This is a genomic window from Vibrio neptunius (assembly GCF_000967495.1).
Classification (GTDB): domain Bacteria; phylum Pseudomonadota; class Gammaproteobacteria; order Enterobacterales; family Vibrionaceae; genus Vibrio; species Vibrio neptunius.
Window position 1 is genome coordinate 1 of sequence record NZ_JXXU01000021.1, and the last position, 20,321, is coordinate 20,321.

Genomic DNA, 20,321 nt, shown 5'->3' on the forward strand with positions numbered 1-20,321 from the left:
AGTGCGATCCCGCCCTGGGGCAGTCCCGATTTCACCAAGTTCCCAAGCACTATCACGCACGGCGGTTTGACTGCTACATGCACGCTTGCCACTAATTGAGCAAGCGTGACACTTTTTCGACCAAATTCTTGGCTTTTGTGAACCTTACACTCAGATCGAAAGTACTCGGCTCACCGCAGAGCTAATCTCCGCGTCACTGGCATTAAGGCTTAGAGAGAAAGAGACGTACTGATCACCACGCATGCTCAGTGAACGGTCGACTTCCGCCAGACAATGCATAACGCTGCCATCCAATATAAAAGACAACTCTATTTCTTTCTTGTTGATGAAACCACTGTTGCGGAATTCTATCTCCTGATAGCAACCCGATTTAGATGAGAAGTTGCTGCCTCGCAAATGCCCTTTCTCCACATCAGCCTTGACCATATTGAAACCCGCTTGTTCTATGGCGGAGATCACTTTGGAAGCGACTGGCAGTGCTTTTACTTCGACGAAATCCCGATCTTTGGGGTCAATTGCGAAATCAATATCCAGCGATGTTTCCACCCAAACATGGCACTGATTCTTTGTTGCAGTGAGTGCCGTAATTGGCGTTTCATCATCTAACTTTAATTCAAACGGAACCTGTTTATTTTCTTGAGGTTGAATGATAAACGGCTGGACCGCCTGAAGACGACCAATGGTGAAGTTCTGATAGCTTACACCGTTGTCACTCTCCACTTTCACCTCAGTACAAAGCTTGAGATTAATCGCATCAATTTGCTGCTCGACATCGCCCCCTTGAATATGAACAACGCCCTTAAGAGTGTCTCCCTGAAACACAGACATACTCTCCAGAACGGTATCTACTTTCGCAGCACCAATTCCCAGTGACGCTTTCAACTTACTAAACATAAGGTTTCCTTTTACTTTCTATGTCGTTATTGTTTCTGATTAACATGGGGTATTAGCGCGTCGCAAGATATTTCTCTGAATAATGTGTCAACTATCGTTTCGACTGCTCAATCCATCACCAGAGTTGCAATTCCATGACAGATGAATCACTATTTGTATAGTCAAATAAGCCAATTGTTAAAGCGTTATGAGTCAATCACCATTATATCTTCAAATTAAGCAATACATTACTGACAACATCGATTGCGGACATTGGCCTGTTGGGCAGCGTATATCGACAGAACTGGAGCTGACCGAACAATTTAAGGTGAGCCGGATGACCGTCAATAAGGCAATACGCGATTTAGTCGCCGAAGGTAGGCTGCAAAGGCGACCTAGAGTAGGGACGTTTGTTTGCGCTCCCGATGACAAAGCGGAATCGCCATTACTGGATATTCAGAATATTGCTGAAGAAGTGAAATTACGCGGCAAGGTCTACTCAAGTAAGGTGGTCAAGCAAGCGTCGATGCGTGCCGATGCAACCGTGGCTACCAAGTTGGGAGTGATGTTGAACAGCCCGATTTTCTATAGTGAAATCATTCATTTTGAAGACAACTCCCCTATTCAATATGAGCTGCGCTGGGTCAATAGCGCTTACGCGCCTGCTTACCTGGAACAGGACTTTAGTCAGATCACTCCAAACCAGTACCTCTCTGAAAGCTGCCCACTGAGCGCCATTGAACATACAGTCGAAGCCATAGTGGCAGACGACGAGGTGCGTACCGCTTTGAGACTTGGGGTTAATGAACCTTGCCTACTGCTCAACAGGAGAACTTGGAGTCAGGACAAGCTGGTGAGCTCTGCCCTGCTCTATCACCCCGGGACTCGATACAAATTGAGCTCCAAGGTATTACTAAGTTAGCGAATCCGATACTTTTTGCTGATCACATTTTTGCAACAAGTTCCTTGATCAATTGTCATACCTGAACAATTATTTGTATATACATTTGAACTTATGGACGTTATTACATGCTTGGAAGCGCTTCTTCATCCTTACAAACCAACCGCCGAGAGTTGTTGCTCACCAATGCAAGACTGGTTTCTATGGTCGCTGGATCGCAAGGGTATTCCGTTTCTGAGCCAAGTCACCTTTTGATTAGGGACGGAAAGATTGCGCATATCGGCGCGACCAAGCTGTCTTGCCTAAATTCATATGATTGTAAAAACCAGCTGGTCACACCCGGCTTTGTCGATTGCCACACTCACCTAGTGTATGCCGGCAACCGCGCCAATGAGTTTGAAATGCGTCTCAATGGCGTGCCATACCCAGAGATAGCCAAACAAGGTGGCGGGATTCTGTCTACGGTTCGAGCGACACGAGCTGCAAGCGAGGAAGCGCTGATTAATCTCGCCTTACCACGATTGGACGGCTTGATTCGAAGCGGCGTAACATCTGTCGAAGTAAAATCTGGCTACGGTCTAACTTTAAAAGACGAGATCAAAATGCTTCGCGCCGCAAAAGCACTAGAAGATCACCGTAAGATTAGAGTCACGACCACTTTGCTCGCGGCGCACGCATTGCCGCCAGAGTATGCCGGGAAAGCCGATGACTACATCAAGCTTGTGTGCGAAGAAATCATTCCTCTTGTCGCAGAGGAAAAGCTGGCCACCAGCGTCGATGTATTCTGCGAATCGATTGGCTTCAACTTGGCCCAAACGGAAAAGGTGTTTGCCGCAGCGAAGCAATACGGTCTCGATGTAAAAGGCCACACTGAGCAACTGTCTAACTTAGGTGGCACAGCACTAACCGCTCGCTATCAAGGTTTGTCAGCGGATCATATCGAGTATCTCGACCAAGATGGCGTCAAAGCACTCGCTGAATCAGCAACGGTTGCCACTCTGCTACCCGGGGCATTTTACTTCTTACGAGAAACCCAGATGCCGCCCATTGAGCTACTTCGTCAACACAATATTCCAATAGCTATTGCAACGGATCTTAATCCAGGTACCTCGCCTTTCTCAGATTTGACTATGATGATGAATATGGGCTGTACACTTTTTGGGCTAACGCCAGAGGAGACCTTGCGTGGCGTCACTTGCCATGCTGCTCAAGCGCTAGGCTATGGGGATAGCCGAGGGCAGATTCAGCCAGGCTTTGATGCTGACCTTGCGATTTGGGACGTCAGCCACCCAGCTGATTTCAGCTATCAGCAAGGGTTGTCACGCTTGTCGGCCCGAATAGTAAACGGAGAGCTAGAACATGTCTAACCTACCGACGACTAACCAGGATTTTCACTGGCAAGGCCGACATGACGCCGAGGATGGTGCCTTGGGTAAACGGGTCCACCACGCCATCAAGCAACTTCAAGTTGAGGATCTTGAGCCTTATCGAAACGCGGTCAGCGTTTTGGGTTTTGCCTGTGATGCAGGTGTAGCGCGAAATAAGGGCCGAATTGGAGCTAAGAAAGCACCCGACTTGATCAGACGCGCCCTAGCCAACATGGCATGGCACAAAGAAAGTGCCTTAATTGATTTGGGTAATGTCGTCTGTGAAGATGATTTGCTGGAGCAATACCAGTCAGAGTGCGCTGATGTTATCGCTGAGGCACTGCGTTCTACTCCGGTCATTACCCTTGGTGGAGGCCATGAGGTCGCTTGGGCTTCTTTCCAAGGGTTGGCTCGCTACTTGGAGTACTTAAACCCATCGAAGCCTCCTAAGATCGGCATCATCAATTTTGATGCTCATTTCGATTTGCGTGCCTTTGAAAGCAATAACGCCGATGTCAAACCCAGCTCTGGTACACCATTTAACCAAATTTATGATTACTGCCAAAAGCATCAATGGCCATTCCATTATGCTTGTTTGGGGGTAAGCAAGGCCAGCAATACACGAGCCTTGTTTGAAAAAGCCAAACAGCTGAATGTGTGGTTTGTCGAAGATAAAGATCTCTCTCATCTAAACCACATCTATCATCTAACCCAGTTGCAGCATTTCATCGATAATTGCGATTACATCTATCTGACCATAGATCTGGATGTCTTCCCCGCAGCGACAGCTCCGGGCGTCAGCGCTCCCGCCGCCCGTGGCGTCAGTATGGATACGCTGGCACTCTTTTTAGACCGAATTTTACACTATAAACAAAAATTGGTGATTGCCGACATCGCCGAGTATAACCCAACCTATGACGTCGATAGTCAAACGGCAAGGTTAGCTGCGAGGCTTTGCTGGGATATTGCCAACGCCTTTTCCGAAAAATAGAAAAAACAGAAAGGAAAGCGACCACATTGCATGAGGGCCTAGCTCTCGTGCTGGCCGCTTTCAACCTGAAAACGTGAAACACAAGGAGTCTTACCATGACGGAACGCCAAGTAGAAGATATGCGTCTCGATACCACCCGCACGATTCGCGCACCACACGGCACGGATCTGAGAGCAAAATCTTGGCTGACGGAAGCGCCGCTTCGCATGTTAATGAACAACCTGGATCCAGACGTTGCTGAGCATCCTCACTCTCTGGTGGTGTACGGTGGTATTGGCCGTGCAGCGCGAAACTGGGAATGCTTCGACAAGATTGTTGAAGTGTTAGAGCGCCTAGAAGACGACCAAACATTACTGGTTCAGTCAGGTAAGCCGGTTGGTGTTTTTCCAACGCACAAAAATGCACCACGTGTTCTTATTGCTAACTCTAATTTGGTCCCCCATTGGGCCAACTGGGAGCACTTCAATCAGCTCGATAAAGAGGGTCTGATGATGTACGGCCAGATGACTGCTGGCAGCTGGATTTACATCGGTTCACAGGGCATCGTTCAAGGCACATACGAAACCTTTGTTTCTGTAGCCAAGAAGCACTTTGATGGCAAAGCCAAAGGGCGTTGGATTCTGACAGGTGGTCTTGGCGGTATGGGCGGGGCTCAGCCTCTCGCTGCGACCATGGCAGGTTTCTCCATGATCGCGGTTGAGTGTGACGAGTCTCGTATTGATTACCGTCTGCGCACAGGCTACGTCGACAAAAAGGCTACCAGCTTGGACGAAGCACTGGCAATCATTTACGAATCTGAAGAACCTGTTTCCGTCGGGCTACTTGCCAATGCCGCAGATGTCTTCCCTGAGTTGGTCGAACGTAACATCACACCGGATGTTGTGACAGACCAAACTTCAGCGCACGACCCACTCAACGGTTATCTTCCTATTGGCTGGTCGATGAAACACGCCTCAGATCTGCGTAAGCAAGATGAAGCAGCCGTTGTTAAAGCGGCTAAAGAGTCAATGGCGATTCAGGTAAAAGCCATGCTTGAGCTGCAAGAACGCGGCGCAGCTACTCTGGACTATGGCAACAACATCCGCCAAATGGCCCTAGAAGAAGGCGTGGAGAATGCGTTTGACTTCCCGGGTTTCGTTCCCGCTTACATTCGTCCACTTTTCTGTGAAGGTATTGGTCCATTCCGCTGGGCAGCGCTATCTGGTGACCCAGAAGACATCTACAAAACCGATCAGAAAGTCAAAGAGTTGATCCCAGACAACCCACACTTACACAACTGGCTAGACATGGCTCGTGAACGTATTCAGTTCCAAGGTCTACCTGCTCGTATTTGTTGGGTTGGATTGAAGGATCGTCAACGTCTCGGCCAAGCGTTCAATGAAATGGTTAAAAATGGCGAGCTTAAAGCCCCCGTTGTTATCGGCCGCGACCACTTAGACTCTGGTTCAGTCGCCAGCCCGAACCGAGAGACTGAAGGCATGATGGATGGCTCTGATGCCGTATCGGATTGGCCTCTATTAAATGCTCTGCTGAATACAGCAGGCGGTGCTACTTGGGTATCACTTCACCACGGTGGCGGTGTCGGAATGGGCTTCTCTCAACACTCAGGCATGGTAATTTGTTGTGACGGCAGCGATGATGCCTCCGAGCGAATCGCACGCGTGCTTCACAACGATCCAGGCACCGGCGTGATGCGTCATGCAGATGCTGGCTATGACATTGCCAAGCAGTGCGCAGCAGAACAAGGGCTCGATCTACCTATGCTCAACGAAGCACTGAAGAAGCTTAAGTAAGCATACCCGAGGAAAGGAAAGACAAAATGTTAAATTTAATGCTAAAGCCGGGAAATATTAGCTTAAAAGAACTCCGTCAGGTGAGCCGTTCTCCTGCAAGATTAACCTTGGATCCAGAAGCCATTGCTGCTATTGATGAAAGCACCAAGGTAGTTGAGCAAGTGATTGCCGAAGATCGCACCGTTTACGGCATCAACACGGGCTTTGGTCTGCTGGCGAATACTCGAATTGCACCAGAAGATCTTGAGACGTTGCAAAAGAGTATCGTATTGTCGCACGCGGCTGGCATCGGTGAGTTTATGTCAGATGAAACGGTTCGCCTGATGATGGTGCTCAAGATCAACAGCCTAGCTCGCGGCTTTTCAGGTATTCGCCTTCGCGTCATTCAGGCACTGATCGATCTCGTGAACTCTCAAGTTTATCCGTGTGTACCTCAAAAAGGTTCAGTCGGTGCTTCTGGTGACCTTGCTCCATTAGCGCACATGAGTACCGTATTACTCGGTGAAGGTCAGGCACGTCATAATGGTAAGATCATCTCCGGTCTAGAAGCGATGAAAATCGCGGGTCTGGAGCCAATTACACTGGCACCTAAAGAAGGCCTCGCACTGCTCAATGGCACTCAGGCATCAACCGCTTTTGCGCTTGAGGGCTTATTTGCTGCTGAAGACCTATTTGCTTCTGCAACGACCTGTGGCGCAATGTCGGTAGAGGCAGCACTTGGCAGCCGTCGTCCGTTTGACCCTCGTATCCATCGCGTGCGCGGTCATCGAGGCCAGATGGATGCCGCACTGGCCTATCGCCATGTATTGGATGCCGATAGTGAAATCGGCGACTCGCATACTGGTTGTGAGAAAGTTCAGGATCCTTACTCTCTGCGTTGCCAGCCTCAAGTGATGGGCGCGTGTTTACAACAAATCCGCAATGCGGCTGAGACTCTGGAAGTGGAAGCCAACTCTGTCTCTGACAACCCGTTGGTTTTTGCTGAAGATGGTGACATTATCTCCGGTGGTAACTTCCATGCTGAGCCTGTCGCTATGGCTGCAGATAACCTCGCTTTAGCTATCGCTGAGATTGGTAGTCTGTCTGAGCGTCGTATGGCACTGTTGATCGACAGCGCACTCAGCAAGCTACCGCCCTTCCTTGTTGACAACGGCGGAGTTAACTCAGGCTTTATGATTGCTCAGGTCACGTCGGCGGCCCTAGCTAGTGAGAACAAAACTCTCGCTCACCCCGCCTCTGTAGACAGCTTACCCACATCGGCAAACCAAGAAGATCATGTTTCTATGGCCACGTTTGCAGGCCGACGTCTACGTGACATGGCGGAAAACACTCGCGGCATTCTTGCGGTCGAATATCTTGCCGCCGCTCAGGGGTTAGACTTCCGTGCTCCAAACAAATCATCGGCCAGAGTCGAACAAGCGAAACATATTTTGCGCGAAAAGGTCCCGTTTTATGATAAAGACCGCTATTTTGCGCCGGATATCGAACAAGCAAACAGTTTGCTTAAACTCGCCGTACACAATTCTCTGATGCCAGACGCGATTCTACCTAGCTTCTAAGCGTCTATATGAGGGCTCCCAATCGGAGCCCTTTGTGCATTTTAGTGTCAGTATTCAGTAATAAAACCACTGGATGGACCATTCAACATAATTCGTCATATATAATCCCCCTCTGTTTTGGCTATTTACCGTAAATTATGTTTTTGAAACCATATTTTTCTAACAACGACAAGCAGTTCCAGTTCACTCGTCAACAAGCAAGCCATTTTGCAAAAATGGTCGCTGGCGACTTCAACCCAATTCACGATGAAGACAATAAGCGCTTCTGTGTTCCGGGTGACCTGCTTTTCGCTGTTTTACTGCAAAAAGAAGGCGTCAGCCAGAAAATGCGTTTTGATTTCTCTGGCATGGTCAGCGAAGGCGTAGCACTTCACATCGAAAACAAGTGTGAGAAACAAGCCGCGGTTGTCGATGAAAACGGTAAAGAGTACCTGCACATGACGCGTGAAGGTGAAGTGAATCGTGACGCTGCGTTCATTGAGCATGTAGTCACCAATTATGTCCAATTCTCGGGCATGAACTTTCCACACATCATGGTTCCACTGATGGACGAGCAGCAGATGATGATCAACTGCCAACGTCCTCTGGTGATTTATGAGAGCATGGAAGTGGAATTCACTCGCTTAAACCTCTCACACCCAGAAGTAGAATTCGCAGGTGCCACGTTTGATGTTGAAGGCAAACGTGGAGTCGTGACATTAAACTTTGATTTCAAAGAAGGCGAAGAGACGGTCGGTAAAGGCGTTAAACGCATGGTTGCGAGTGGTTTAAAACCTTACAATCAAGAAGATATCGACGGTTTAGTCACACGCTTCAATGAGCGCAAAGAAGCCTTTCTAGCACAGTTCACCAAAGCAGCATAACGCAACCAAGATTTTTGAACCTAACCCCGCTCCAATGAGCGGGGTTATTTTATATCCAACGACGGACTCGCTGTTTGTAGTCCAAATAAGCCGCGCCAAAAAGTTCTTCCAGCGCGCGCTCTTCCGGACGAATCTGAAAACGATTCATGTAAAAGACAAACCCAAAAGCAAGCGCGACGCACAACACGTTTTGCAGCCAATAAGCAAGCCCGAACAATAGTAAGAACAACCCTAGGTACATGGGGTTTCTTGAGTAAGCAAACACGCCCGTATCCACCACTTGAGCCGCATCCTTTACCCTGAGAGGGTTCACCGTCGTATTCGCTTTGCGAAATTCGTAAACCCCAGCCAAACCAACAACAACGGCAATCATAAAACAGGCGAATAAAACAAACCAAGGTGCCGGTAAGCCTAGCGAGAAAGTACGGAACTCATGGCCAACATGGTTCATCACCACACCAAGAAGGATAAATAGAGCAACAGGGGGGATTTTTCTTTCTAGTTTTTCCACAGTCTTCAATAGTCTTACTGACGTTTCTAAAAAAGTAGCCCAGCTTTCAAAGCTGGGCTAGGTTTATTTATACCATTTGCAGTAGCGCTTGTAAGGGGTGCTTCGCTTTGACATCCTCAAAACGCTTAACCTGACTGCGACAGGAGTACCCTGTCATTAAGCATCGTTCTTTCGGCAGTTGCTCTAACTGAGGTTTCCAACTTAATCCATAAATGTCTCTCGACATCTGCAATTTGTCGACTTCGTGGCCAAAGGTCCCTGCCATGCCACAACAGCCTACAGGCACCGCATTCAGGCGAGAGCCAAAGTGTGCGAATATAGCTCCCCACTCTTTCTCTGCGTTGGGCATTTTGGTTTTCTCTGTACAATGAGCCAGCAAATACCAAGATTGTTGTGACCTCGCCTCAGTAACCTCAAACTCATGCAGTCTAGGTTGCAGCCATTCATGGACTGTCAGCACTTCAAAATCACCACGTTTATCGCCAAGTACTTCGTTGTATTCATCGCGATAACACAAGACTAACGCTGGATCGACACCCACCATAGCAATATCCAAATCGGCCACTTGTTGTAAGAACATCGCCGTGCTTTGGGCGCTTTTGGCAAACCGCTGTAAGAAGCCTTTAACGTGTTGGGCCTTACCGTTAGGTTTAAAAGGCAACAAAACTGGTATTTTACCAAGCTTAGTCAATAGCTTGGCAAAGTCTTCCACCACTTCAGCGTCATAGTAGCTGGTAAATGGGTCCTGTACGATCACTACATGGTTGGCTTTATCTTCATTTGACAACGCCGCCAGATATTGCAGATCAAAAGGTCGCTGGTGCTGCAATCGTGACTTTAACGTTGGCACTGACATAAGGGGTGCATCAGTGTAACCTACTGCAGAAGCGGTGAGACTTTGCACCCACTTTTGACTCAGAACGCCATTGACTAACTTCGGCACCTTCGCCATCACAGGTAGGACAGATTCTATATTCGCGACCAGATAATCTTTAGCAGGACGCTGATAGCGAGAATAGTAAATATTGAGGAATCTGGAACGGAAGCTCGGTACATCAACCTTAATCGGGCATTGACTAGCGCAAGCTTTACAGGCTAGGCAGCCACTCATTGCTTCGTAGACCTCATGGGAAAAGTCATACTCATGGCGTTTATTTAAAGAATTACGCACTCTGTCCAGCATCGACTTGATCGATGATGTTTCTTCTAATGCCTGCTTCTCTAAATCGAGGATATCAACCCCCTGCTCCGTCAGTTGGCGAAGCCACTCACGAACCAAGCCAGCACGACCTTTGGGTGAGTGGCGACGATCGGCGGTTACTTTCATCGAAGGGCACATTGGAGACGACGTATCGTAGTTAAAGCAAAGACCGTTACCGTTGCATTCCATCGCCTGTTTAAAGCTGTCCCGCACCTGAACGTCTATCTGACGGTCAAAGTAACCTCGTTTCGTGTCCGTGACCTTAACCAATTGCGCGTCGCTGTCTAGCGGCGTACAAATTTTCCCCGGGTTCATCTTATTGTTCGGATCAAATGCTGCTTTGACTCGTCTCAACTCGGTAAAAAGCTCTTCACCAAAGAATTCTGGACCATATTCAGAGCGATAACCTTTGCCATGTTCACCCCACATCAATCCACCGTACTTGGCAACAAGCTTAACCACTTCGTCAGACACTTCATGCATCAAGGCTTCTTGCTTGGGGTCGCACAAATCTAACGCTGGTCGCACATGAAGGACGCCAGCGTCAACGTGGCCAAACATACCGTAACTGAGAGATTTGGAATCCAGTAACTCTCTGAACTCGACGATGAAGTCAGCAAGGTTTTCAGGCGGTACACAGGTGTCTTCTGCGAATGCCACAGGTTTAGCTCTTCCTTTCGCTGCACCCAATAAACCTACTGCTTTTTTACGCATATTATAAATGCGACCGATGCTAGCAACATCAGTACAAATTTGGTAACCAATAATGCCAGCTTCATTGCTCTCCATCATGGCATCTAGACGCTTCGACAGGGCTTCGACCTGCTGCGCAACCTCATCGACATCTTGACCGGCGTACTCCACCATATTGATGCCCTGCATGTCCATGCCCGGGACATCGGTCAGCAAATCGCTCACGGTATGCCAGACAATGTCTTGTTTGGCGAGGTTAAGCACTTTTGAGTCAATGGTTTCCACAGAGAGCGCATTGGCTTCAACCATAAATGGCGCACTGCGCAACGCTGAATCAAAACTGTTGTATTTCACGTTAACAAGCGTGCGAGCTTTCGGAATTGGCGTAAGGCCAAGCTTAGCCTCTGTAATAAACGCCAACGAGCCCTCTGCGCCGCATAAGACTCTGGTTAAATCAAAGTTCTGCGTCTCTTCATCGATAGCATTCTTCAAATCATAACCGGTCAAGAAACGGTTCAGTGGCGGAAACTTATTGTTTATCTGTTCGCGTTTATCGCGGCACACCTGCTCTGTGACCTGCAAGGCTCGGAAAGCGTACTCCCCTTCCTCAGGGCGCCCCTGAGACATATCGGACTCAAGCACTGAACCATCGGCAAAAACAGCTTGTAAAGACAACACATGATCAGACGTTTTGCCGTACTTCAAAGAGCCTTGTCCGGAGGCATCAGTGTTGATCATACCTCCTAGCGTTGCGCGGTTACTGGTCGAAAGGTCAGGAGAGAAAAAATAGCCGTAAGGTCTGATGATGTCGTTAAGCTTGTCCTTCACCACGCCAGTCTGCACTCTTACCCAGCCTTCCTTTTCATTAATCTCCAGCACCTTATTCATGTGGCGAGACAGATCAACCACGATACCCTTAGTCAATGATTGGCCATTAGTACCCGTCCCCCCACCGCGTGGAGAGAAGGTAATACGTTCATATTGAGATTGGGTACTAAGCTTACCGATAAGAGCGACGTCTTGAGTAGACTTAGGGTGGACAACCGACTGAGGGAGCTGTTGATAAACACTGTTATCAGTCGCGACAGCCAGACGGCTGGAATATTGGCTTTCAATATCTCCGGTAAACCCCGATTGACGGAGCGCTTCCAGAAAAGTCAGTACGACGGGGTCCACATCAGATTGAGAGTGTAATCTTGGTAACATTTGCTTCCTGCCCCTACTGCGCTGATCCTATCAGCATTGGGTTCAATATAATGAGTAGTATTTTTTTGATTTTCGTCACTTTACAACATTTGAAAGAGTGAATAAAACAGAAATACAGTGTCAGAATGGCACAAATCGCAATTCTTACCCACACTTAGTAATTAGTAGTGAAATTAGTAGCGAAATTAGTAAGTGCCTTTTTATGAGCGAATCATCAATGAAAAAAAATAAAATTATCACCACAGAAGACATTCTATTAAAACTCTGTCAGTCAGTGTCTAGTGTACTGACTTCCGCAACGAGCTCAGATATCAACTATTCCGCCATGGTGCAAAAAATCACTAAAACCAGCCTGAAACCTGACTTCGGTTGCTTTGTATTGTTTGATGGTGGTTTTTCTGGATTAGTTGTTATCAACTTCACATCAAAAGCCGCTTTAGAAGTTTATACGAACTATATGCGTAACATGGGCATGCCAGAAGAAGAATTAGCGGTCCTGCACACTTCAGACGAAGTGGGTGATGTTCTGGGCGAGCTGATGAACCAATTGGTCGGTGACTTTACTAACCAAGTGAGAAAAGATCTTCAGACCAATATCACCCAAAACCAACCTAAAATGCTCACCTTAAACAAACAGGTTATCTTATCAGTCGATACCAACTTAGACCGTCCGCAAGCGCGTCGAGTCACGTTCTCGACGGAGCAAGGCAATATTTTCTACCTTGAACTCGCGATGGACAAAACTGAGTTTATTCAGCTTGAGGAATTCGAAACGCAAGAAGACGAAAGCCCAGATTCTATCCTTGAACAAGCTCAGAAAAAACTCTCATCGAAAAAAGAAGCGCCGAAAGAAGAAGCAGATCCTAACGGCAGTGACTTATTAGATGAGCTTGGTATCTAATATTGTGAGCATGTAAATCGGCGAAGCCGCTGTACTTATGCGGCTTTTCCCCGATGGCTTGCACACAGTTCAAAACAAACCTAGCTATCACATCAGCTAGGAGTTTCGTTTTAGTGTCAGAAACGTTAAAATGGTCGACTTCATTTAAGTCAGTGAGATTTTCTGTTGTCGATGGATAAACAAAAAGCCCTCAAAAAAATAGCTAAGTGTCTTGAACTTGGTAACTCAGCCAACGTTAATGAAGCGGCGAATGCGATCAAAATGGCGCATCGTCTTATGCTCAAATACGGCTTAGATAAAGATGATATTGAGTTCATCAAGATGGGGAAAACCAAATCGACGCACCTGCTGCCATCCAACGTCAGCTCTACGCTGCTGCGTATTATTCGTGGTATTAACACAAGGTTTGGCGTTGAGGCCGTGCTGACAAACCACAAAGGGTTAAAACGCGCTGAGTTTATAGGTGAAGCCGATCGCGCCATTTTCGCCGCCTTCGCATTCGACATCATTTATCGTGAACTCAATGAGCAAACAGGAAAATTCCGTAACAGCTTTGCTGGTACAGGCACCGCAACAAATGAAGTTTCTCGACGCGTCAACTCGTTTGTTTCTGGCTGGGTCGAAGGGGCATTAGAAAAGCTGCCTATCATTAGCCCAGATGACGATTCAAACAAGAAAATCGACGACTACATAGACAAAGAGTTTAAGAATATTGATCGTGAGACGTTCAAGAAACAGCTCCAAGAGGCGATGAAAAACCTGACGGAAGACTATGAAGTGGGCCTGAAAAAGGGTCGTTCAGTCTCCGTAAGTCGCCCAATTGATGGTGCACAGGCACCTAAAATGCTTCGCTAATCCTGCCCTTCTAGCACTTAATCTGGCTGAATAACCACCATTAAGGTTCAGCCAGCGTTAATATTCAGTCAAAAAATACCTCCCAAATTGACATAAATAACATTAAAGGGTTATTTCTACTTCCGCTCACTCCCCGAGTCAATTTTGTCTTCGGCGGAAAATGAAAATAATGGATACATGGAGATGTTTTCGTGAAAAAAATGACTTTGGCGCTAGCGGTGGCAATTGCGTTAACTGGCTGTAAAGCAACACAGCGAGAGAATGCAACTACAGGTGAATCAGAAACTAACTCAGCGACCAAAGGCGCTCTGCTAGGTGCTTTAGCTGGAGCTGCCGTTGGATTGGCAACAGGCGACAACGCCACTGAACGTCGTCAACACGCCTTAATCGGTGCCGCTGGCGGAGCTGCTGTTGGCGGCGGTGTCGGTTATTACTTTGATCAGCAAGAAGCAGCACTAAGAAAAGAATTACTCAACTCAGGCGTTCAGGTAGAACGAGTCGGTGACAACCAGCTACTGCTGCGTATGGAAAATGGCATCGGATTCCAAACAAGCTCGCACCGTTTAGACCCTAGTATTCACAACACTTTGCAAGGTGTCGCTAAGATTCTAGTTGAGTATCCTGATACCAGCTTAGTCATTGAAGGACATACAGACAGTACAGGCAGTGAGACAACAAATCAGTTATTGTCGGAGCGCAGAGCCGAATCCGTTCGTACCTATCTGCTATCACAAGGCGTGGCAGCAGGACGAGCGATCGCGCGCGGCAACGGCGAACGTTTCCCGCTATGCACCAATAGCAGTTCGCAAGGGCGTGCTTGCAATCGAAGAGTAGAGATTAAAATTCTACCGCTCAAATAATCGGTGAATTCTCAATAAAAAATGGCTTCTTGGGAAGCCATTTTTTATTTGTCAGATAAATACATTACACTATAAGCTAGGTACGTCAGTTTTAGTGGATTGGGAACATCTTGAAATTTATCAGCCTTTTATTGTTACTGCTTTCCCCAATCACGTTGGCAGACTCCGTTGAAGCCTTAACCAGTAAAGCTCAGAGTAATGACATAGAAGCGCAACTCCAACTCGCCAACCAATACCTCAACGGAGAGGGAGGCCAACCTTCACTTGACGACGCAATCTACTGGTTTGAGCAGGCGGCTAATAATGGTAGTAATCAAGCCATCGCCCGGTTGGCTTCTCTCTATCTTCAACCAGACAACAACAACGCTCACGAAGCAACATATTGGCTGACACAACTCGCCGTGGCAGGCAACGTAGATGCACAGTTAAATCTAGGCAAAGTGTATGAAAGCATGGCCCACTCACCAGACACATTGAGCTTGGCAGAGATCTGGTATCGCACCGCTTCACCACAAAGTGAAGACGCCGAGCAAGCCTACGCCAGAGTGTTAGAAAAAAAATTCAATGCTCGAAGAGCAAAGCTGGTTTCCTCAATTGACCAACTGCAAGTCGCTTTTGATGATTCAAGTATTCAACTCAGCCCAGTCGCCAAGAGCAAATCCAGTGCTAACCAGCGCAGTTATAACATCATCTATTCTTTGCTTGGGCTTTCAGCAGTACTTGTTGTAATAACGATCTCGCTAGGCCGAAAGGTGCGCAAACTAAAAACACAATCAACACTTTCGCACAATGACTTATCCTCCGAAAAACGAAAACTAGAGACGCAAATAAAGGACCAAAACAACCGCTTAAAACAACAGAAGAAACAGTTAGAAACCTTGTACAGGCAGTTTAAAAAACTGCAGTCATCGCAAGGTCATAACACGCCGAAACGACGTTCTGAGCCCCCTGCTGCTGAACAAAAACTCTCACTGGCGTGCGCTTTGTTTGGATTTAAAGTCGAGGCAATTCCAACTGAGAAAGAAATCAAAGTCAGATATAAGCAGTTGTGTAAGATTTATCATCCGGATTTAAAAGGTAGTGACGAGGAAATGAAACGACTTAATAGCGCGTTGAAAATCATTCTTAGCTGTGTTAATAAATAGTTACAAATTTAGGTGCGAGACGTATAAGTCGCTCACAGGTCCCATTTTAGCTCAATTGCGCAATCGATCCCCCTCCCAGTTCACGTAACAAATAGTTAACTTGGATTCCGCATATATGTCATAATCTGCGCCGAGAATAACACCTGGTAAAACAAGGTGAGGAGAAATCTATGTTTACTATCGAAGGTACTTGCGACTGGTGCAAAAAACCTAGCCTAGTTACCAAACATGAGTATATTGATGGCCTCTGCCACCACTCTTGCATAGAGTGTAACGACCTAGCCAAGCTGGACGTTCGCCAATTCAATATCGCAGAGAGTCAGCAACGTGAGCGCAGCTCTCAACCTTAGCCGTCGCAATTCGCTTTCTCGATGAGAAGAAACAGCCACCGTTTGACGGTGGCTTTGTTGTTTTAACAGTGGAGAAAGTTAACTTGCTACGGCATCAGGCTGGTTTTCGGGTGCTGCGGCAATGAAAGCGGGATGCCGACAAAGTGACGCCGTCACCTTTCGAATGATAGGGTAACGGTCCAAATCGACACTGAATCGCTCGGCATTGTATACTTGAGGGACCAAACAAACGTCGACCAAACTTATTTCATCTCCCACACAATACGCACCATGTGTCTCAGACAGTTTTTTCTCTAAACTATGAAACCCAACATCAATCCAATGGCGATACCACTGCGATTTTTGCGCCTCGTCGACTGACAACTCGTTACTCAAGTACTGTAAGACACGTAAGTTGTTGATTGGATGTATGTCTACTGCGATGTCCTGCGCCAAAGCTTTAACTAAAAAGCGACTCTGTGTTTCTAAAGGCGTTAAAAGGTAGCTTGGATACTGCTCATCTAGATAGTCTATGATAGCCAGTGATTGATTCAGCCTCACAGCTCCATCTATGAGTACAGGTACCAGCTCGCTTGCGTTGAGAGATTGAAATTGGACGGAGTGTTGCTCCCCGCCATTGTTGACCAGGTGGATAGACCGTTGCTCATAAGGCAACTGTTTTAAATTGAGCGCAATTCTCACCCTATAAGCGGCAGATGATCGCCAATATCCATACAAGGTCATTTCCGACATCAGTATTTCACCACTTTCTGATTAATCGAGCCAAAAATAGATGCCCCAAACTTGTCCTTCATTTCGATCTTGATGCGGTCACCAAACTTCATAAAGCTAGTTGAAGGCTTACCATCTCGAATCGTTTCAATCATACGGACTTCGGCAATGCACGAGTAACCCACGCCACCTTCGGCAATAGATGTGCCGTATTCCGTGCCTTGCTTGTTTGAGACCGTACCCGAGCCTACGATAGCACCCGCCGACAATGGGCGAGTTTTGGCAGCATGCGCGACCAACTCAGGAAACTCAAACGTCATATCCACACCAGCATTCGGACAACCAAATGCTTGTTCATTGTAGTACGACAATAGAGGCAGAGTGACTTTACCGCCATCCCATGCGTCACCTAATTCGTCAGGTGTTACGGCTACTGGAGAAAATACCGAGGAAGGTTTTGACTGGAAGAAGCCAAAGCCTTTTGCCAACTCATTCGGAATCAAACCACGCAGTGAGACATCATTCACCAACATCAATAAGCGAATCGAACTCGCTGCTTCTTCTGAAGTCACGCCCATAGGGACATCGTCGGTAATCACTGCGACTTCCCCTTCAAAATCAATACCCCATTCTTCACTGCCCAAAGGAATATTGTCTTGAGGTCCGATAAACGCATCCGATCCGCCTTGATACATAAGAGGATCGGTCCAAAAACTGGCGGGCATTTCTGCACCACGTGCTTTGCGAACCAGTTCAACGTGATTAACGTAAGCGCTGCCATCAGCCCACTGATAAGCGCGCGGCAATGGAGATTCACATTGGCTTTGTTCAAAAGGTATTTCGGTCACCAGTTGACCTTCATTCAAGGCTTGATAGACCTCAGCGAGTTGAGGTTCTACTTTAGACCATTGGTCGAGTGCCGACTGCAAGGTAGTCGCAATGTCTGGTACCGCTGTGCATTTAGTCAAATCTTTGCTGACCACTACCAATTGGCCGTCTCGCGTATCATTTTTCAGGGTCGCTAACTTCATTATTGTTCCCTTTTATTCTTCTGGATGTGATTTCCAACTGTAAACATATTCTGGATTTTCTACCGCGTGAGCTTCATCGCTAAAGTATAAAGCGTGCCGGGTATCGATCATCACAGCAACTTCATCGGTAAACTTCTTCTTGTATTGCTGGCCCGCTTTAAAGGCTTTCGGGTGAGGGCCATGAGTAAAACCTGCTGGATGGAAAGTGACCATGCCAGCTTCAATGTTATCCCTGCTGAAAAAATCGCCCGCGTGATAGAAAAGCACTTCATCGTAGTCATCGTTGTTATGATAGAACGGCACCTTAAGCGCACCTGGATCACTTTCAATCGGTCTTGGTACGAAGGTACAAACGACAAAACCAGCCCCTACGAAAGTGGTATGTGCTGAAGGCGGTAAGTGATAACGATGCGACATCAATGGACGAATATCTCGCCAATTCAGCTTCACAACCGATAAGTCGCCGTGCCATCCGATAGCATCGAGTGGATTAAACGGATAAGTGATCACACTCACTTGCTCGTGCCTTTTTACTTGCACTTGAGTTTGATTTTCCGAGTACTGAGCTTTGAAATGGTCATCAATTGAAGGAATTTCCAACACCGCCGGATCAAACACCGCATGATTGCCAACCATGCCTTTTTCAGGCAATGAATACACGGCATCGGTATTTTCGACCATTAGAATGAACATTGGCTCAGAAGGCTCTAGACGCCAATTCGTTGAGCGAGGAATCATGACATAATCCCCTTCGCCAACCTCTAGATGACCATAGTCACAATACAGATCCGCTTTACCCTGATGGATAAACAGCAGTTCATCCCCATCCGCGTTTCGTACAAGAAAATCCATCTTGTCATCCATACGCCAGATACGAATTTTACAGTCATTATTATGCAAGAGATTGGGCACCGCCCATGGTGAGGCCTGAGCAGCTTTCTCAACCAGATTAAAGTTAAATGCGCGAGGTCTTAACTCCCCTTCCCATTCTGTCCAACCTGTTGGTGCATGTTGGTGGTGGAAGTGAGCTGCTGGACCGAAGAATCCACTTCGGCCTGCTTCACGCTCATAAATTGCCTCTTCCGGAAAGTCGGCGTGTGCCTGCTTGGAGCACACTCCCTCCCGGTGAGGGAATGTAATCCATTTATGCATCGCTCAATACTCCTCGACGAATCTGATCTTCTTCAATCGATTCAAACAGGGCTTTGAAGTTACCTTCACCAAAGCCTTCGTTACCTTTGCGCTGAATAATTTCAAAGAAAACCGGACCAATGACCGTTTGGGTAAAGATTTGCAGCAAAATGCCATCCTTCATCGGCGCACCATCGATCAAGATCTGCAGATCTTTTAATTTCTCAACATCTTCCGTGTGGCCTTCTACTCTCGAATCGATTTTTTCGTAGTAGGTGTCCGGCGTTGGCATAAAGTCCATACCACGGTCACGCAGTGTTTGTACTGTTTGATAGATGTCATCCGTTGTCATCGCAATATGTTGGATACCTTCACCGTTGTATTCACGGATGAACTCTTCAATTTGTGATTTATCGTCTGAAGACTCATTGATTGGGATGCGAATCTTACCACATGGCGCTGTCATTGCTCGGCTAACCAACCCTGTTAGCTTTCCTTCAATATCAAAGTAGCGGATCTCTCGGAAATTACCGATACGTTCATAGAAACCAGCCCATGTATCCATGTTGCCCTGTTTAACGTTATGCGTCAGGTGGTCAATTTCATACATGCCTACGTCCGCTTCTTTCAAACGAGCTTCAGCATCGTGATAAAAATTGAAATCAACATCATAGATGCTCTGTTTTCCATAACGGTCCACGAAATACAATAGACTTTGACCGATGCCGTACACCCCAGGAATACTCAATTCCATTGGTCCGACTTCGGTTTTATACTCTTCTGCCCCGTTTGCAACCGCATGCGCCATTGCAATACCAGCATCTTTAACACGAAATGCCATTCCACAAACCGAAGGTCCGTGAATTTTGGCAAACTCCTCAGCCTGACTATGCGGTTGAGCATTAATGATGAAGCTAATATCTCCCTGGCGGTAGAGCCACGCCTCTTTAGAACGGTGCTTGGCTATCTCCGCAAATCCCAGAGAAACAAACAACGCCTTCAATTGCCCGATCCCTTCATCTGTCGCAGCGGTATACTCGACAAATTCAAATCCATCAGTTCCAAGTGGGTTGTGTGTTTGAGTCATTGTTCTTCCCTCAGTGATTGGTTACGTCCTTTGTTATTAACTTGAACTAACTTGATGACGAAGGGAATAAATACGCGTCAAATCGTTCTAGAGGCCCTTCTCAAACATTTTGTAAACAAAGCGTAACAGATAAAAAACAACACCATAAACCACTGATTTAAAAAAGATTAAATAATAAAATAGTAACATTTAATTTACATTCAATCTGTAAACCAATGAATCTGATTACCGATATGCTCCGTTTACATGCACAACGCTCTAGCAACTAGATCAGTGAAACTAAACAGACTGC

The 20,321-nt window shown here is 47.0% G+C and carries 18 protein-coding genes; 11 read left to right on the forward strand and 7 right to left on the reverse strand.

From position 1 onward, the window contains the following. Window positions 1–150 precede the first annotated feature (150 nt). Entirely contained in the window at window positions 151–894 is a 744-nt protein-coding gene (locus TW84_RS07895; RefSeq protein WP_045975116.1) for a sporulation protein, read from the reverse strand. 187 nt (window positions 895–1,081) lie between these two features. Between TW84_RS07895 and hutC the strand changes: the two genes are divergently transcribed. From hutC to TW84_RS07925, 6 genes are all read left to right on the forward strand, one after another. Continuing rightward, window positions 1,082–1,795, forward strand: coding sequence for a histidine utilization repressor (gene hutC, locus TW84_RS07900; RefSeq protein ID WP_045975117.1), 714 nt, complete (start codon window positions 1,082–1,084; stop codon window positions 1,793–1,795). A 107-nt stretch (window positions 1,796–1,902) separates the two neighbouring features. Continuing rightward, complete coding sequence (hutI, locus tag TW84_RS07905) at window positions 1,903–3,141, forward strand: imidazolonepropionase (RefSeq protein WP_045975118.1); 1,239 nt, start codon at window positions 1,903–1,905, stop codon at window positions 3,139–3,141. After that, the gene (hutG, locus tag TW84_RS07910; protein WP_045975119.1) at window positions 3,134–4,132 is read left to right on the forward strand and encodes a formimidoylglutamase; all 999 of its coding nucleotides are present in this window, start codon (window positions 3,134–3,136) and stop codon (window positions 4,130–4,132) included. Before hutI ends, hutG begins: the two co-directional genes overlap by 8 nt. A gap of 95 nt (window positions 4,133–4,227) precedes the next feature. Next, entirely contained in the window at window positions 4,228–5,925 is a 1,698-nt protein-coding gene (gene hutU / locus TW84_RS07915; protein WP_045975120.1) for a urocanate hydratase, read from the forward strand. A 26-nt stretch (window positions 5,926–5,951) separates the two neighbouring features. Next, window positions 5,952–7,484, forward strand: a complete 1,533-nt coding sequence (gene hutH / locus TW84_RS07920; RefSeq protein WP_045975121.1) for a histidine ammonia-lyase — start codon at window positions 5,952–5,954, stop codon at window positions 7,482–7,484. A 137-nt stretch (window positions 7,485–7,621) separates the two neighbouring features. Beyond that, the gene (locus TW84_RS07925; protein WP_045975122.1) at window positions 7,622–8,347 is read left to right on the forward strand and encodes a DUF3581 domain-containing protein; all 726 of its coding nucleotides are present in this window, start codon (window positions 7,622–7,624) and stop codon (window positions 8,345–8,347) included. A 49-nt stretch (window positions 8,348–8,396) separates the two neighbouring features. Here TW84_RS07925 and TW84_RS07930 read toward each other — a convergent pair whose 3' ends face one another. Both TW84_RS07930 and ydiJ read right to left on the reverse strand, forming a co-directional pair. Next, window positions 8,397–8,858: a methyltransferase family protein gene (locus TW84_RS07930; protein ID WP_045975123.1), complete on the reverse strand. Its 462-nt coding sequence runs from the start codon at window positions 8,856–8,858 to the stop codon at window positions 8,397–8,399. Window positions 8,859–8,925: 67 nt separating this feature from the next. Then, entirely contained in the window at window positions 8,926–11,958 is a 3,033-nt protein-coding gene (gene ydiJ, locus TW84_RS07935) for a D-2-hydroxyglutarate dehydrogenase YdiJ (protein ID WP_045975124.1), read from the reverse strand. A 217-nt stretch (window positions 11,959–12,175) separates the two neighbouring features. Between ydiJ and TW84_RS07940 the strand changes: the two genes are divergently transcribed. From TW84_RS07940 to TW84_RS07960, 5 genes are all read left to right on the forward strand, one after another. Next, window positions 12,176–12,859 (forward strand): DUF3334 family protein, encoded by a 684-nt coding sequence (locus tag TW84_RS07940; protein WP_045975125.1) that lies wholly within the window; start codon window positions 12,176–12,178, stop codon window positions 12,857–12,859. 171 nt (window positions 12,860–13,030) lie between these two features. Beyond that, window positions 13,031–13,714, forward strand: a complete 684-nt coding sequence (locus tag TW84_RS07945; protein ID WP_045975126.1) for a DUF2786 domain-containing protein — start codon at window positions 13,031–13,033, stop codon at window positions 13,712–13,714. A gap of 191 nt (window positions 13,715–13,905) precedes the next feature. After that, window positions 13,906–14,574, forward strand: a complete 669-nt coding sequence (locus TW84_RS07950) for a YiaD family glycine zipper/OmpA-like lipoprotein (protein ID WP_045975127.1) — start codon at window positions 13,906–13,908, stop codon at window positions 14,572–14,574. A gap of 110 nt (window positions 14,575–14,684) precedes the next feature. Continuing rightward, complete coding sequence (locus TW84_RS07955) at window positions 14,685–15,719, forward strand: J domain-containing protein (RefSeq protein WP_045975128.1); 1,035 nt, start codon at window positions 14,685–14,687, stop codon at window positions 15,717–15,719. Window positions 15,720–15,889: 170 nt separating this feature from the next. Continuing rightward, complete coding sequence (locus TW84_RS07960; protein ID WP_045975129.1) at window positions 15,890–16,069, forward strand: hypothetical protein; 180 nt, start codon at window positions 15,890–15,892, stop codon at window positions 16,067–16,069. Between the two features lie 78 nt (window positions 16,070–16,147). On the opposite strand, the gene maiA is transcribed toward TW84_RS07960, so the two are convergent. From maiA to hppD, 4 genes are read right to left on the reverse strand one after another with little or no spacing between them, the layout of a single operon-like run. Continuing rightward, window positions 16,148–16,801: a maleylacetoacetate isomerase gene (gene maiA / locus TW84_RS07965; RefSeq protein WP_045975130.1), complete on the reverse strand. Its 654-nt coding sequence runs from the start codon at window positions 16,799–16,801 to the stop codon at window positions 16,148–16,150. Further along, window positions 16,801–17,811: a fumarylacetoacetate hydrolase family protein gene (locus TW84_RS07970; RefSeq protein ID WP_045975131.1), complete on the reverse strand. Its 1,011-nt coding sequence runs from the start codon at window positions 17,809–17,811 to the stop codon at window positions 16,801–16,803. Before TW84_RS07970 ends, maiA begins: the two co-directional genes overlap by 1 nt. Before the next feature lie 12 nt (window positions 17,812–17,823). Then, complete coding sequence (locus TW84_RS07975) at window positions 17,824–18,963, reverse strand: homogentisate 1,2-dioxygenase (protein WP_045975132.1); 1,140 nt, start codon at window positions 18,961–18,963, stop codon at window positions 17,824–17,826. Continuing rightward, complete coding sequence (gene hppD / locus TW84_RS07980; RefSeq protein ID WP_045975133.1) at window positions 18,956–20,029, reverse strand: 4-hydroxyphenylpyruvate dioxygenase; 1,074 nt, start codon at window positions 20,027–20,029, stop codon at window positions 18,956–18,958. The genes TW84_RS07975 and hppD overlap by 8 nt, the downstream gene beginning before the upstream one ends. Between the last annotated feature and the right edge of the window lie 292 nt (window positions 20,030–20,321).